We start from the raw sequence: 14,038 nt of genomic DNA, 5'->3' as shown, positions 1-14,038 counted from the left end.
TCCCGCAGGGAGAGGATCGAATGGCCGGACCGCTACCGATTGGCGCGACAACGTCGCCGTCGACGACAGAGACCTATCGCGGCGCGCTGACGCTGCTTGCGACGCTCTTCTTCATGTGGGGCTTCATCACCGTCATCAACGGTACGCTGCTGCCGCACCTGCGCAGCGTGTTCGAACTCAACTACACCCAGACCACGCTGATCGAGAGCGTCTGGTTCATCGCCTATTTCTTTGCCTCGATCCCCTCGGCGAAGCTGATCGAGCGGGTCGGCTACAAGAAGTCGATGGTGATCGGGCTGTCGATCATGGCGGCCGGGGCGCTGGGCATGATCCCGGCGGCGCGCATTCCCTCCTTCGGCGTCACGCTGTTCGCGCTGTTCGTGATCGCGAGCGGGATCACGCTGCTCCAGGTCGCGGCCAATCCCTATGTCGCCGTGGTCGGCCCGCCGCAGACCTCCTCGTCGCGGCTCAACCTCGTCCAGGCGTTCAACTCGATGGGCACGACGCTGGCGCCGCTGTTCGGGGGCTATCTGATCCTGGGCCGTTCGACTTCGGGTACGAGTACCGATGCCGTGAAGCTCACCGCGGCCGAGCGGCTCGCCGATGCGCAGGCGGTGCAACTGCCCTATCTGATCGTCGCGGCGGTGCTGATCGCGCTTGCGTTCGTGATAGCGCGGTATCGCCTGCCCGACATGGGAAGCGCCACGCGCCGCCTTGCCGGCGGGGAGCGCAAGAGCCTCTCGCTGTGGCGTCACCGTAACCTGGTGTTCGGCGTGCCTGCGATCTTCATCTACCTGATTGCCGAGATCGGCGTGGGCAATCTGTTCATCAACTTCGTCAGCCAGCCGGATATCGGCAACCTGACGCACGAGCAGGCATCGCGCTATCTGTTCCTGCTGTGGGGCGGCATGATGGTCGGCCGGTTCGTCGGCAGCTTTCTGATGCGTTCGATCGATGCCGGCCGGGTGCTGGCGGGGGCGAGCCTGGGGGCGCTGGCGGTGATGCTGATCGTCACCTTCGCGAACGGCCCGGTGGCGATGTGGGCGCTGATCGCGGTCGGCCTGTTCCACTCGATCATGTTTCCGACGATCTTCACGCTCGGCATCAAGGGGCTGGGCCCGCTGACCGAGGAAGGATCGGGGCTGCTCATCATGGCGATCGCGGGCGGTGCGCTGGTGTTCGTCCAGGGATGGATCGCCGACGCCTATGGCCTGCAGACGTCTTTCCTGCTGACCGCGGCGTGTGAGGTCTACGTCCTGTTCTACGCGCTGTGGGGCAGCCGGGTGCCCAGCGAGCAGCCCGTCGTCGGCTAGGCTCAATACTTCCCGTCATCCCGGCGAAGGCCGGGATCCAGAGTTCCTCTGCCGCGTCGCTTGTGACTCTGGATCCCGGCCTTCGCCGGGGTGACGATTGATGGAACGGGTTGGCCTATTCCGCCGGGCGCTGGAGCACCGCGACGCCCTCTGCGTTGAGGACGACGGAAGTCTTGCGCCCGCCGGCCAGCACGTCGGTCATCGCCTGAGGCAGCGTGACGGTGCGGCGTTCGCGGCCGTGGTTTATCAGGATCACGATCGAGCGCCCGCTGCCCGTGCGCGTCATCAGCTCGACATCCTCCGGCACGGTGAAATCGCGCGAGACGTTCGCTTCGGCGAGCGCCTTGTCGATCAGCCCCTGCATCACCGTGCCGTCAACCAGCGCGCCGACATAGGTGATGCTGCCCTTGCCGACCCGGCGCGTGATCGCGGCGGGGTGGCCGTCGAGCCAGCCATTGGCCTTGCCGTAGCGCAGCAGGACTTGCGTGTCGGGCGCCTTGGCCGAGAGATCCTCGGCCCAGATCGTCGCCTTGCCGTCTCCGACCGCAATCGTCTCATCAAGGGCATAGAATTGCTCGACCTGGCCGCCGAGCAGATCGGCGAGCGGACCGGGCTGGCGCTTCGGGTCGAGACGGTTGAAGGCGTCCTTCATCCCCGAGCGCGGCCCGAGGATCAGGTGCCCGCCACCGCGTACATAAGCCGCGAGTTTTGCCGCCATCTCGTCGGTGATGACGTTGAGGCTGGGGGCGACGATCAGCCTGTACCCGTCGAGCGGGCCGTCGGCCTCGACGATGTCGACCGCGCCCAGCGCGTCCTTGAGCGGCTGGTAATAGTCGAGCAGCACCGCGATCTGGTCGTAATCCTTGTGGTGCAACTGGAAGTCGATCGCCCAGCGGCTCGGATAGTCCTGCAGGATCGCGACCGGCGACACCGGATGCGTGCCGGCGATGACCGGCGACGCCTTGGCCAGCTCGCGGCCGATCTGCGACACCTCGCCATAGACGGGCAGGGGCTTGCCGTCCGGGCCGACGATCGATCCGTGCATCGTCTCCTGGCCGTTCAGCGCATTGCGCCACTGCCAGTAGAGGACGCCGTCGGCGCCGTGGCCGATCGCCTGCCACGCCATCGCGCGGGTCTCGCCGGGGTAGAGCATGTTGCTCACCGGCGCCCAGTTCACGAAGCCCGGCTGGATTTCCATCACCCAGAAGTTGCGGCGCTTCCAGCCGCGGACCAGGTCGTGCGTCGCCCCGTTGCGATAGGGCTGGAGGTGCCCGGTGCCGACATAATTGTCCCAGGAGGCGAAATCGAGATCGCGGTTGATCGCGTAGCGATCGAACTTGTTGGCCCAGCCCAGCCCGCCCAGATTGGTGGTGATGAATTGCGCCGAGCTCGCCTTGGCGCGGATCGCGTCGAGCTGGTTCTTCTGGAAATCGACCCATTGGCTGGTGATGAAGCGTTTCTGCTCCAGCATCAGCCCGGGATTGCCCTTCTCGGTGTTGAAAGGCACCTGGTCCCAGGCGGAATAGGTCTGCGACCAATAGGCGGTGGCCCACGCCTCGTTGAGCTTGTCGAGCGTGCCGTAGCGCTGCTTCAGCCAGGCGATCCAGGCCGCGCGGGCATCGGGATCATAGCTCTCGTCGGTATATTCGTTGCCGATCTGCCAGCCGACGACATTGGGCTCGTTGCCGAGCGCGGCGGCCATGCGCGAGACGATGTCGCGGCTGAATGCGCGATAGCGCTGCGATGAGATCGAGAATTGCCGCCGTCCGCCATGGCCCAGCCGCTTGCCGTCGCCATCGACGCGCAGCACCTCGGGATATTTCTGGGTCATCCAGGCGGGGGGCGTATCGGTCGGCGTGCCGATCACGATCTTGATATCGTATCTGGCCGCGAGGCGGACGGCGCGGACCAGCCAGTCCATGTCGTACTCGCCTTCGCGCGGCTCCATCCGGCTCCAGGCGAACTCGCCGATGCGCGCGACATTGGCGCCCTGCGCCTGCATCAGCTGCAGATCCTCGGCCCAGCGCTCCTCGGGCCATTGCTCGGGATACCAGGCGGAGCCCAGCCAGAGCTTCTTGAACTGTTCCTGGCCGGCGGGCGCGACGGCCTGCGCATGCGCGGCCATCGGAACTGCGAGCGCCAGGGCGGAAGCGGCGAGAGCGAGCAGCGTCTTCATATCGACCAGCCACCGTCGATGTTGTGGATCTGGCCGGTCGTGTAGGTCGCGCCGGCGAGATAGACGACCAGGTCGGCGATCTCCTCCGGCTTGCCGATCCGGCCGATCGGCTGGCGCGCGACGAACGCCGCGCGGGTCGTCTCATAATCGCCCTGCGCCGAAAGCCGGTCGCGCAGCGACGGCGTCTCGACGGTGCCCGGGCAGATCGCATTGCAGCGCACGCCCTGGCCGACATAATCGGCGGCAACCGCCTTGGTGAGGCCGATCACCGCCGCCTTGGTGACTCCATAGGCGAAGCGATTGGGCACCCCCTTCACGCTGGACGCGACCGAGGCCATGTTGACGATCGCGCCGTCGCCCTTGGCGATCATGCCCGGCAGCACCGCGCGGCACATCCGCGTCATCGCCTTGACGTTCAGTTCATAGGCGAAATCGAGATCGGCATCGGTGGATTCGAGCAGCGAGCCGGCATGGACGACGCCGGCGCAGTTGAAGAGGATGTCCACCTCGCCGACTTCGCCGATCAGGCGGGCGATGGCGTCCGCGTCGAGCACGTCGAGCCGCATCGTCGCGATGCGCTCGCCGGCCAGGCCTTCGAGCGCGGCTTCGTTGACGTCGGTCGCGATCACGCGCGCACCGGCTTCGGCGAGCGCGATCACCGAAGCGCGGCCGATACCCTGCGCGGCGGCGGTGACGAGGGCGGTCTTGCCGGAAAGATCGATCACTTCGGAGTCCTTCATTCTGTAGGGATTGGAGTGGCCGGCGCCGTGGCGGCGCGATAGCAGGCTTCGACCAGCGCCATTGTTCGCCATGCGTCCTCGACATGGGTCGCGAGCGTCGCATCCTCGCCGGCGGCGAAGCGCTGGAGATTGGCCATCGGGCCGACAAAGGCATCGGGAAACCACGCGCCCTGAAGCGGAATCTGCTCCCAGGGGCCGCCCTTGGCCGCCAGCCAGAGTTCGTCGGGCTCACCGGTGGGATAGTCGAGCAGCAGCCCGAGCTTCACCATCGCCGCGCCCTCGCTACCCTCGACGCGGAACGAGGCGTCCTGGAACCGGCGGCCGAAATCATGGTGGTGGTTGATCGAGAGCGTCGCGCGCAGCGTCTCGCCATAATCGAGGATGGCGGTGGTGCGTGTGTCCGCGAGCCGGCTCGACGGATGGCCATAGCTTCGCGCGAACACGCCTTTGGGATCGCCGGCCAGCGCCCGGATCGTGTCGAGATAATGGATCGAATGCGAGACGATTTCGACCCGGGGATTGGGGATGAGGTGCGGAAACAGGTGCCATGGCGTGACGAGATTGAGGTGAACCTCGATCTCGACCAGCTCGCCGAGCCGGCCTTGCGCGATCGCATCCGCCACGGCGAGCATCATCGCCGAATAGCGGAGCTGGAAGTTGACCGACGCGATGAGGCTGCGGTCCCGGCAGACCTGGCGGATCGCGGTGGCGGCGACGAGATCGAGGCCCATCGGCTTCTGGAGCAGCACGGTCGCGCCCTCGGGCAGCGCCGAGAGGATCGCGGCATGGGCGACCGGCGGCGCGGCGACGTCGAACACCGCATCAGCGGCCGCCGCCTCTTCCAGCGTGCCGAAGACCGTCGGGATGCTCCATTCCCGGGCAAGATCGGCGGCGCGCGCGCGATCGGTGTCGTAGACGCCCGCGACGGTGAAGCCGGCCTTGCGATAGGCGGGAAGATGGGCGTCCTTGACGATGCCGCCGGTGCCGATGACGACGATCGGGCGCGGGGCGGACGGCATCGGCCAGCTTTGATGGAGCGCGCTCAAAGCGCCGCCTCCGCCTCGGCCTGCGCGGCGGCGAGAAGCTCGGCGGTCGGCGTATCGGTGGTGACCGCCGCGGTGAGCATCGCATCGACGATATGCGAGATGTCGGCGAGCTTGGGCGTCAGCGGCATCTCGCGGGCATGTTCGTGGAGCCAGTCCAGCCGGTGATAATAGGGGACGAGCGCATTGACCTCGGCATCCGCCCAGGTCGACTTGCGCACGCCGATCGCGCCTTCGGTGGTGGTGAGCTTGTCCATCGGCGCGGTGGCGCAGTGGCGCAGGAAATCCCAGGCGAGCTGTTTGTTGCGCGAACCGGCGCCGATCGTGAGCACCCAGAAGACGTTGAGCGAAACGCTCCGTCCGCCCGGCCCGGCGGGAAGCGGGGCGACGTCGACCAGCCCTTTCACCTGGCTGTCGGCGGCAGTGTCGGCATAGGCGGCGAAGCCGAACCAGTTCGCCATCAGCGCGACCTTGCCCTCGGCGAACAACAGGCCGGACTTGACGCTGTCCAGCGCGCGCGCGCCGGGCGCGATCGCACCGGTATCGGCGGCGAGGGTACGCAGGAAATCGAGAGCCGCATGCGCCTGGGGCGAGGTGAAGGCGGGGCGACCCGCGGCGTCGAACGGCTCGCCGCCGCGCGACCAGATATGGATGCAGAAATCGTAGAAGCTGTTGTGCCCGTCCGGGAACAGCGCGAGCACGGTGCCGTATTGCTCCTGCTCCGGCCGATGGAGTGCGCGGGCGGCGGCATGGAATTCGTCCCAGGTCGTGGGGACTGCGATGCCGGCCGCGTCGAGCAGGTCGCGGCGATAGACCAGGCATTCCGGCCCGTCATGATAGGGCATGCCCCAGAAGCCCCCGGCGAAGCGCTGCATCGTCGTCAGCGAGGGGCTCCAGGCATCGGGGAAATCGGCGATCGGCGCGCGGGCCAGGTGCGGGGAGAGATCCTCCAGCAGACCGTCCGCGTGGGCCTCGGCGAGCCAGTCGGTCGCCATGAAGGCGACGTCCCAGTCCCCGGTGGCGAGGCCGCGATCGCCGATCGCCGCCTGGTGGAGCGGGTTGAGATCCATCGCCACCGCCTCGATCACGGCATCGGTGCCCGTCGCCGCGACGAAATCGGCGAACTGCTTCGCGATGGCGGTTTCGAACGGGCCGAACTTGCGGACGGCGATGCGCAGCGTCCGGGTCATGCCGATGCCTCCGCGACGGGCGGGGCATCAGGCGCGGTGTCGGCAGTCGACGGCCGGGCGCGGCGGCGGTCCGCGCCGATCGTGTAGATCGCGGCGGCGACGACCACGACCACGCCTTCGATCAGCCCCTGATAATTGGCGCCGAGATTGAGGATGTTGAAGCCGTTGGTGAGCGTGAAGAGCAGCAGCGCGCCGACCACGGTCTTCACGACGCTGCCGGCGCCGCCGAACAGCGACGTGCCGCCCAGGATTGCGGCGGCGATCACCGTCAGCTCGGCGCCCTGGAGCGCGGTCGGGTTGATCGCACCGAGCCGGCAGCCGAACAGGATCCCGGCAAAGCCCGCCGCGACGCTGGAGAGGACAAAGGCGCCCAGGCGATAGGCATGGACGTTGATGCCGGAAAGCCGTGCCGCCTCGGCATTGCCGCCGACCGCGTAGAGGCGCCGGCCGATCACGGTGAAGCGCAGCACGAACCAGATCAGCGCAGTGAAGAGGGCAAGATAGACCACCGGCGCGGCGACAGTGAAGCCGGTGCCGGCGATCAGGCCGAGTCCGGCGATGACGGCGCCACCGGCGATCGTGAGAGGCAGCTTGCGCACCAGCCCCAGCACCACCAGCGCTACGGCCAGCGCCAGGAGCGGCCAGAACAGCGGGATGCGCGTGCTCTCGAACGCCAGCATCTCGGCAAGCACCTGGGGCTGCTCGACCATCAGCGAGCGTCCGTCGGTGAGGATCAGCACCAGGCCGCGCACGGCGGTAAGCGTGCCCAGGGTGACGATGAAGGCGTTGATGCCGACGAACTGGACGATCGCGCCGTTGAGCAGTCCGATCGCCGCCGCGGTGCACAGCGCCGCAAATGCCGCCGGCACGAAGCCGATCTGGCCGGCGAGCCCGACCAGCACCGCCGCCGCCAGCGCCGCCACCGATGCCACCGACAGGTCGAACGCGCCGGTAATCAGCATCACCGTCATCGCCACGCCCATGATCCCGACGAGCGAGGCCTGATAGGCGATGTTGCCGAGATTCTGTCCCGAGAGATACGCCGGAAGGCCATGCGCGGCCGCCAGCGCGGCAAGGACGGCGAGCAGCAGCAGCAGGGCGTAATAGACGCCCGCTTCCCGCAGCCCGAAGGTACGACGCCAGTCGATCATGCAGCGGCTCCCAAGGGGGCGCTGCCCCCGGCCATGAGGATAAGGTCTGATTCGGTCCGGGTCGCCGGATCGGCCTCGCCGACGACCGCGCCGTCGCGCAGCACCAGCAGGCGATCGCAGACCGCGAGCAGCTCCTCGAATTCCGAGGAGACCAGGATCACCGGCAATCCCTCGTCGGCGAGGGTGCGGATGAGGCGGAGGATGTCGGTGCGGGCACCGATGTCGATGCCGGCGGTGGGCTCGTCGAGCAGCAGCACGCGCGTGTCGGGCGACAGCCATTTGGCGATCACCACCTTTTGCGCATTGCCGCCCGAAAGCTCGCCGGGCAACGCATCCGGACCCGGCGCCTTGATCGCCAGCCGTTCGATCGCTGCCTGCGCGGCGGCGGTGTCGGCGGCATCGTCCAGCAGGATGCCGGCCGCGCGGGGCAGGGCGATGTTCTCGGCGAGGGTCAGCGCGGGGATATAGCCTTGCGCCGCGCGGTCCTCGGGCACGAGCGCGATGCCGGCGGCGACCGCTTCGTCCGTCCAGCGCCCGACCAGTGCGCCGTCGAGCAGCACCGTGCCCGTCGTCTGCCTGTCCGCGCCGAAGATCGCGTGCAGCAATTCGCTGCGGCCCGAGCCGAGCGTGCCGACCAGGCCCAGTATCTCGCCGGCCCGAAGCGTGAAGCTGGTGGGCGCGAGCTTGCCGGGAGAGGCGAGGTCGCGGACGTCGAGTATGGGCCGGCCGAGGGTGCGCGGCGCGGCGGATCGCTCCAGCGCGGTCACCGAGCGGCCGGCAATGGCGGCGGCGACCTGATGCTCTTCCAGCTCCGCGGTAACGGCGTTGAGCACGGTGCGCCCGTCGCGCAACACCGTCACCCTATCGGTGAGCGCGATGATCTCGTTGATGAAGTGCGACACGAACAGCACCGCCTTGCCCTCGGCGGCGAGCCGGCGGATCGTCTCGTAGACGCGGGTCCGCTCATGTCCGGCAAGCGATGCGGTCGGCTCGTCCATGACGACCACTTCGGCGCCCGAGGCGAGCGCCTGGGCGATGCAGACCATCTGACGCGCGCCGATCGGCAGGTCGGCGACCAGGGTATCGAGCGGAAACGGATCGCCCAGCGACGCCACCAGCGCTGCGATCCGGTCGCGATCGGCACTGCGGCCGCGCCGCCAGCCGGATTCGTCGAGCAGGATATTCTCCAGCGCGCTCAGCGTGGGAACAAGCGGGACATGCTGATAGATGGTCGCGACCCCGGCCGCCTTGGCGTCGCGCGGGTTCGACCAGCGCACGGGCGCGCCGTTGCGGAAGACGGTGCCCGCGGTCGGGGCATGCGCGCCCGCCAGGATCTTTATCAGGGTCGATTTGCCGGCCCCGTTGGCGCCGAGCAGGCCGTGGACCTTGCCGGGCTCGAGCGTCAGGTCGACGCCGCGCAGCGCGACCGTGCCGTTGGGGAAGGTCTTGGCGATCCCTTCGAGGCGGAGCGTCACCATTGGCCGACGCATTCGCCGACCGTGGCGCGGGTGACCGCGGGGATCGGATAGGTGCGGAGGCGCGGACCGCCGGTCTTCTCATGCAGCGCCTGGAAGGCGAGCGCGCCCAGGGCCTCGGGCTTGAAGCAGACGGTGCCGTCGACCGCGCCGGCCTTGATCGACGCGACTGCGAGCTTCGATCCGCCGACCCCGATCAGCCGCGCGTGCGAGCCTGCCGCGCGGACGGCGCGGGCGCAGCCGATCACCATGTCGTCGGCCTCGTTGAAGAACATGTCGATATCGGGCTGTGCCGCCAGGATGTTCTGGCACGCCGCCTCGCCCCCCTCGGCTGTCCAGTCTCCGGGTTGCGAGGCGACGATTGCATGGGCGATGCCCGCCTTGGCCAGGCCCTGGCGGAAGCCGCGCGCGCGCTGCTCGACTTCGGGGAAGCCGGCGGCGCCTTCGATGATCGCGATCCGCGCCGTGCGCCCGCGTGGCAACAGGCGCGCGGCGAGCGTGCCCGCTGCCTGACCGGCGGCGACTTCGTCCTGCGACGCCAGCGCGACAAGGCCCGGATAGACATCGTCGATCCGGCGCTTCCTGGGATCGCCGATCAGCGCCGCGACCGCCGCGACCGGCACGCCGGCACGCCCGACGCGATCGACCCAGCCCTGGGCGACGACGGAGTCGAGCGGCATGATCGCGATGCCCTTCACTTTCTGCGCGACCAGATCGTCGATATCATTGGCCTGTTTCTGGATGTCGCCCTTCGCGTCGAGGATGACGGCCGTGGCGCCGGCCTGGGCGGCCGCGTCGCTGAAGCCCTTGGCGATGGCGGCGGCGAAGGGATAGCTGAGGCCGACGCTCGACAGGCCGTAACGCGGGCCGCCGCCCGCGACTGCCGGTGCAGCCGGCCCCGCGCTCGCCGAATGGCGCAGCATGACCAGCGACGCGACCGCGACGAAGACGACCAGTGTCCATAGAATCAAGGGTATCGCGCGCAGCCGCATGGTCAGGCGAGCGGCTCGCGGCGCAGCACGAGATAGAGATGCTCGCAGGCCAGCACCGTCTCGCCGCGCTGGTTGCGGATGTCGACGGCCTCGGTCACCACGCCGTGCGCCGTGCGCTTGGGATGGTCGCGCTTGTCGGCGATGCGCGTGATCGTGGTGATCGTGTCGCCGATATGGACCGGGCGGATGAAGCGCAGCCGGTCATAGCCATAGGACATGGCGTGCGGGTTGATCGTCGTGGCGGTGAGCCCGATCCCGACCGAGAAGATCAGCGTGCCGTGCGCGATGCGCTGGCCGATATCCTGCGTCGCGCACCAAGCGGCATCCATGTGGTGCGGGAAGAAATCGCCGGTGTGGCCGGCATGGACGACGAAATCGGTCTCGGTGATCGTGCGGCCGAAGCTGGTCCGCTCGGAGCCGATCTCATAGTCCTCGAAATATTGCTCGATGATCATGCGGGCTTGTCCAGCAGGGCGGTGTCGGAGCCGAGCCGGGGCGCCGCGCGACCGTTGACGAGGATCTGCCCGTCGACGCGGATCGGGCAGCGGGTGAGAGTCAGTTCTGCGCCGTCGGGCGAGCGCACTCGCTGGGTCGCGTCGAGCGCGGCGAAGGCGGGATCGGCGATGAAGCTGGGCCAGTCGTTGACCGGCGCCGCCCAGATGCCGGCGGGCTCGAGGCGGTCCAGCCAGTGGCGGGTCGGCTGGGTCGCGAGATGATCGCGTAGCGCCGCCTTGATCGCGTCGCGCTCCGGGAACCAGCGATCTGGGGCATAGCCGGCGATCGCGGGGCAATCGATCACCGCCGCGAGCTTGTCGACCGGGCACATCGCGATCGCGAGATGGCCGTCGCCGGTCGCGTAGATGCCATAGGGCGCGGCGAGATAGAGGTTCGCATTGGCGACGCCGCTGCGCTCCGGCATGGCGCCCTGGCGATTGAGATAGATTGCAAGATGCTCAAACTGCAGGTCGATCGCGGTCTCGATCAGGCTGACGTCGACGCGCCCGCCCCGGCCGGTGATGCCCCGCCGGACGAGCAGCGCGAGGATGCCCTGGGCGAGCTGGGCGCCCGCCATCATGTCCGTGATCGAAAGTCCGGCAGGCACCGGTGCCGCGCCGGCATCGCCGGACAGCCATGCGATGCCCGAAAGCGACTGGACAAGCAGATCCTGCCCCGGCCGGTCGCGCCACGGCCCCGTTGGGCCATAGCCGCTCACTCCGCCATAGATCAGCCGCGGGTTGAGCGCCGACACGTCGTCCCAGCCGAGCTCGAGCCGTTCCATGATGCCGGGCCGGAAATTGTGGATCATCACATCGGCGCGCGCGACCAGCGCCTTGACCCTGGCGAGATCGCCCGGATCCTTGAGATCGGCAGCCACGGACAGCTTGCCGCGGTTGATCGCGTGAAACAGCGCGCTGTCCTGATCGAAGGGCAGATCGGCGAGATAGAGCCCGCGGCTGGCGTCGCCGCCTTCGGGCCGCTCGACCTTGATGACCCGCGCGCCGAGATCGCCGAGCCGCAGCGCGCAGGAGGGGCCGGCAAGGAACTGGCTGAAATCGAGCACGGTCACGCCGTCGAGCGGCATGACGAGGTCGCGGTCCTGCTGGGCGGCGGCCATATGCTGACGATCCCCTCAATTAGTATGTTTATATGATATTTCTTTCCATCGGCTATGCTGCGCGTTAGGAGGCGAGTCAACCGGTTTCGAGAAGAGGAGAGGGGCATTGCGGGGAATGACGTGGGACCATCCACGCGGCTATGATCCGTTGGCCGCAGCGTCGCGCGTCTGGGCCGAAATGGGCGGCGAGACGATCGAGTGGGATCGCCGTTCGCTCCAGGATTTCGAGAGCTATCCCGTCGAGGAGCTCGCCCGCCGCTACGATCTGATCGTCATCGATCACCCGCATGTCGGGCAGGTCGCCGATGCCGGATGCCTCGCCGCGCTCGAAACGCTTTGCGACGTCCATGCGCTTTCGGGTATCGCGGCCGGATCGGTCGGCGGATCGTTCGAGAGCTATAACTGGTCGGGGCATCAATGGGCGCTGCCGATCGATGCCGCGGCGCAGGTGCAGGCATGGGTTCCAGGACGGATCGATGCGCCGCTCCGCGACTGGGATTCGGTGATCGCGCTGGCAAGGCAGGGGCGGCTGACGATCCCGCTTCGTCCGCCGCACTCGCTGATGTCGCTGTTCACGCTGAGCGGCCTGGCCGGCGTGACCTTGCCGGTCGATGGCGACGAACTGTTCCCGGAGGCGGCGCGCCCTGCCTATGAGCGCCTGGCGGCGCTTGCGGCGGAGGTCGATCCGTCGGCTTATGAGCAGGATCCCATCGCCGTGCTGGAAGCCATGGCGCGGCCGGATTCGAAGCTCGCGGTGTCTCCCCTGATCTATGGCTATGTGAGCTATTCGCTCGGCGGCTTCCGGCCGCGGCGCATCGGCTTCGCGGACCTGCCGGCCGGCGATCCGCGCGGATCGGCGCTTGGCGGCACGGGCATCGCGGTGTCGGCGTTTGGCGAGTCGCCGGAGCGCGCGGCCGCATTCGCGGCCTGGGTGGCGAGCGGCGCGACGCAGCGCATGCTCTACGCCCTGTCCGGCGGGCAGCCCGCCCATGCCGATGCGTGGGAGGACCGCGGCGTCAACGCGCTGGTCTCGGATTTCTACGTCGCGACCCGCAAGACGCTCGATCGCGCATGGCTGCGCCCGCGGCACGACGGGTATATGGCGTTCCAGCACGCGGCATCGGAGCGGCTCAACCAGGCACTGCGATCCGGCGAGACGGCGGCGATGGCGCTCGCCGCGCTCAACGCGCTGTACCGGAACAGCAAATGACGCCCGCCCGCCCGCTCGCCGGGTTGCTTGTCATCGATATGGCGCAGTTCCTCTCGGGACCGTCGGCCGCGCTGCGGCTCGGCGATCTGGGCGCGCGGGTCATCAAGGTCGAGCGGCCGGGCGAGGGCGATATCTGCCGGACGCTCTATCTTTCCGACACCGATATCGGCGGCGCCTCGACGCTGTTCCATGCGATCAATCGCGGCAAGCAGAGCATCGCGCTCGACTATAAGCGGCCGGAGGACCGGGCCGCGCTGCTCCGCCTCGCCGGGCATGCCGATGTCGTGATCCAGAATTTCAGGCCCGGGGTGGCGGATCGGCTCGGCGTAGGGCCGGCCCAACTGCGTGCCGCGAACCCGCGGCTCGTAGTCGGATCGATCAGCGGCTATGGCGAGGCCGGTCCCTGGGCGGGATTGCCGGGGCAGGATCTGCTGGCGCAGGCGCTGTCCGGCGTGATGTGGCTGAACGGCAGCGCCGAGGACGGACCCGTGCCGGTCGGCCTTTCCATCGCCGACATGCTTGCGGGCCATGTGCTGGTCGAAGGGATATTGGCGGCGCTGGTCCGCCGCGGCATCGACGGCAGCGGCGCGCATGTCGAGACCAGCCTGATCGAGGCGCTGATCGACTTCCAGTTCGAAGTGCTGACCACGCATCTCAACGATGGCGGACGCCTGCCGCGGCGTGCCGCGGTCGACAATGCCCATGCCTATCTTGCCGCGCCTTACGGCGTGTATCGCACGGCGGACGGCTGGCTCGCGCTGGCGATGATGCCGCTCGCCAAGCTCGCGCCGTTGCTCGATCTGGATCTGGCAGGGGATGGTTTTGCCGATCGCGACGCGATCAAGGCGCGGATCGCCGGGCGCCTGACCGCCGAAACCACCGACACCTGGATCGGGCGGCTGCGCCCGCACGACATATGGTGTGCGCCGGTGCTCGACTGGCCGGCACTGCTGTCGTCCGAGGCATTCAAGCGGCTGGACATGCTCCAGCGGGCCGGCGGCCTCACAACGCCGCGCGCGCCGCTGCGGATCGACGGCGCCCGGGCGGGCGCATCGGCCGGAGCGCCTGGAATCGACGAACATGGCGCCGCGATCCGGCGCGAATTCGATCTTTAGAACAATAAGGAGAGGGGT

The 14,038-nt window shown here is 68.4% G+C and carries 12 protein-coding genes; 3 read left to right on the top strand and 9 right to left on the bottom strand.

Annotated elements, in window-relative coordinates:
• Positions 1–20 precede the first annotated feature (20 nt).
• Positions 21–1,313 (top strand): sugar MFS transporter, encoded by a 1,293-nt coding sequence (locus HB724_RS11195; protein ID WP_213981016.1) that lies wholly within the window; start codon positions 21–23, stop codon positions 1,311–1,313.
• Positions 1,314–1,428: 115 nt separating this feature from the next.
• Here HB724_RS11195 and HB724_RS11190 read toward each other — a convergent pair whose 3' ends face one another.
• The 9 genes from HB724_RS11190 to HB724_RS11150 are packed head-to-tail and all read right to left on the bottom strand — an operon-like array spanning position 1,429 to position 11,695.
• The gene (locus tag HB724_RS11190) at positions 1,429–3,489 is read right to left on the bottom strand and encodes a beta-galactosidase (protein WP_213981015.1); all 2,061 of its coding nucleotides are present in this window, start codon (positions 3,487–3,489) and stop codon (positions 1,429–1,431) included.
• A complete protein-coding gene (locus HB724_RS11185) occupies positions 3,486–4,229 on the bottom strand; it encodes an SDR family oxidoreductase (protein ID WP_256731461.1) in 744 nt (247 codons plus the stop codon). The genes HB724_RS11190 and HB724_RS11185 overlap by 4 nt, the downstream gene beginning before the upstream one ends.
• Positions 4,226–5,275: a Gfo/Idh/MocA family oxidoreductase gene (locus tag HB724_RS11180; RefSeq protein ID WP_213981013.1), complete on the bottom strand. Its 1,050-nt coding sequence runs from the start codon at positions 5,273–5,275 to the stop codon at positions 4,226–4,228. The genes HB724_RS11185 and HB724_RS11180 overlap by 4 nt, the downstream gene beginning before the upstream one ends.
• A complete protein-coding gene (locus HB724_RS11175) occupies positions 5,272–6,462 on the bottom strand; it encodes an extracellular solute-binding protein (RefSeq protein WP_213981012.1) in 1,191 nt (396 codons plus the stop codon). Before HB724_RS11175 ends, HB724_RS11180 begins: the two co-directional genes overlap by 4 nt.
• Positions 6,459–7,613: an ABC transporter permease gene (locus tag HB724_RS11170; protein ID WP_213981011.1), complete on the bottom strand. Its 1,155-nt coding sequence runs from the start codon at positions 7,611–7,613 to the stop codon at positions 6,459–6,461. The genes HB724_RS11175 and HB724_RS11170 overlap by 4 nt, the downstream gene beginning before the upstream one ends.
• A complete protein-coding gene (locus tag HB724_RS11165) occupies positions 7,610–9,091 on the bottom strand; it encodes a sugar ABC transporter ATP-binding protein (protein WP_213981010.1) in 1,482 nt (493 codons plus the stop codon). The genes HB724_RS11170 and HB724_RS11165 overlap by 4 nt, the downstream gene beginning before the upstream one ends.
• Positions 9,085–10,080 carry a sugar ABC transporter substrate-binding protein gene (locus HB724_RS11160; protein WP_213981009.1) on the bottom strand — a complete coding sequence of 332 codons (996 nt, stop codon included), beginning with the start codon at positions 10,078–10,080 and terminating at the stop codon, positions 9,085–9,087. The genes HB724_RS11165 and HB724_RS11160 overlap by 7 nt, the downstream gene beginning before the upstream one ends.
• Before the next feature lie 2 nt (positions 10,081–10,082).
• On the bottom strand, positions 10,083–10,535 hold the full coding sequence (locus HB724_RS11155) for a MaoC/PaaZ C-terminal domain-containing protein (protein ID WP_213981008.1): 453 nt from the start codon (positions 10,533–10,535) through the stop codon (positions 10,083–10,085).
• Entirely contained in the window at positions 10,532–11,695 is a 1,164-nt protein-coding gene (locus HB724_RS11150; protein ID WP_213981007.1) for a CaiB/BaiF CoA-transferase family protein, read from the bottom strand. The genes HB724_RS11155 and HB724_RS11150 overlap by 4 nt, the downstream gene beginning before the upstream one ends.
• 115 nt (positions 11,696–11,810) lie before the next feature.
• Between HB724_RS11150 and HB724_RS11145 the strand changes: the two genes are divergently transcribed.
• The gene (locus tag HB724_RS11145; RefSeq protein WP_256731467.1) at positions 11,811–12,905 is read left to right on the top strand and encodes an extracellular solute-binding protein; all 1,095 of its coding nucleotides are present in this window, start codon (positions 11,811–11,813) and stop codon (positions 12,903–12,905) included.
• A complete protein-coding gene (locus HB724_RS11140; protein WP_213981005.1) occupies positions 12,902–14,020 on the top strand; it encodes a CaiB/BaiF CoA-transferase family protein in 1,119 nt (372 codons plus the stop codon). The genes HB724_RS11145 and HB724_RS11140 overlap by 4 nt, the downstream gene beginning before the upstream one ends.
• The last annotated feature ends 18 nt before the right edge of the window (positions 14,021–14,038 follow it).

Origin of the sequence: Sphingomonas sp. dw_22 (assembly GCF_018449795.1) — a bacterium.
Lineage (GTDB): Bacteria > Pseudomonadota > Alphaproteobacteria > Sphingomonadales > Sphingomonadaceae > Sphingomonas.
This window is presented reverse-complemented; position numbering and strand designations above follow the sequence as displayed.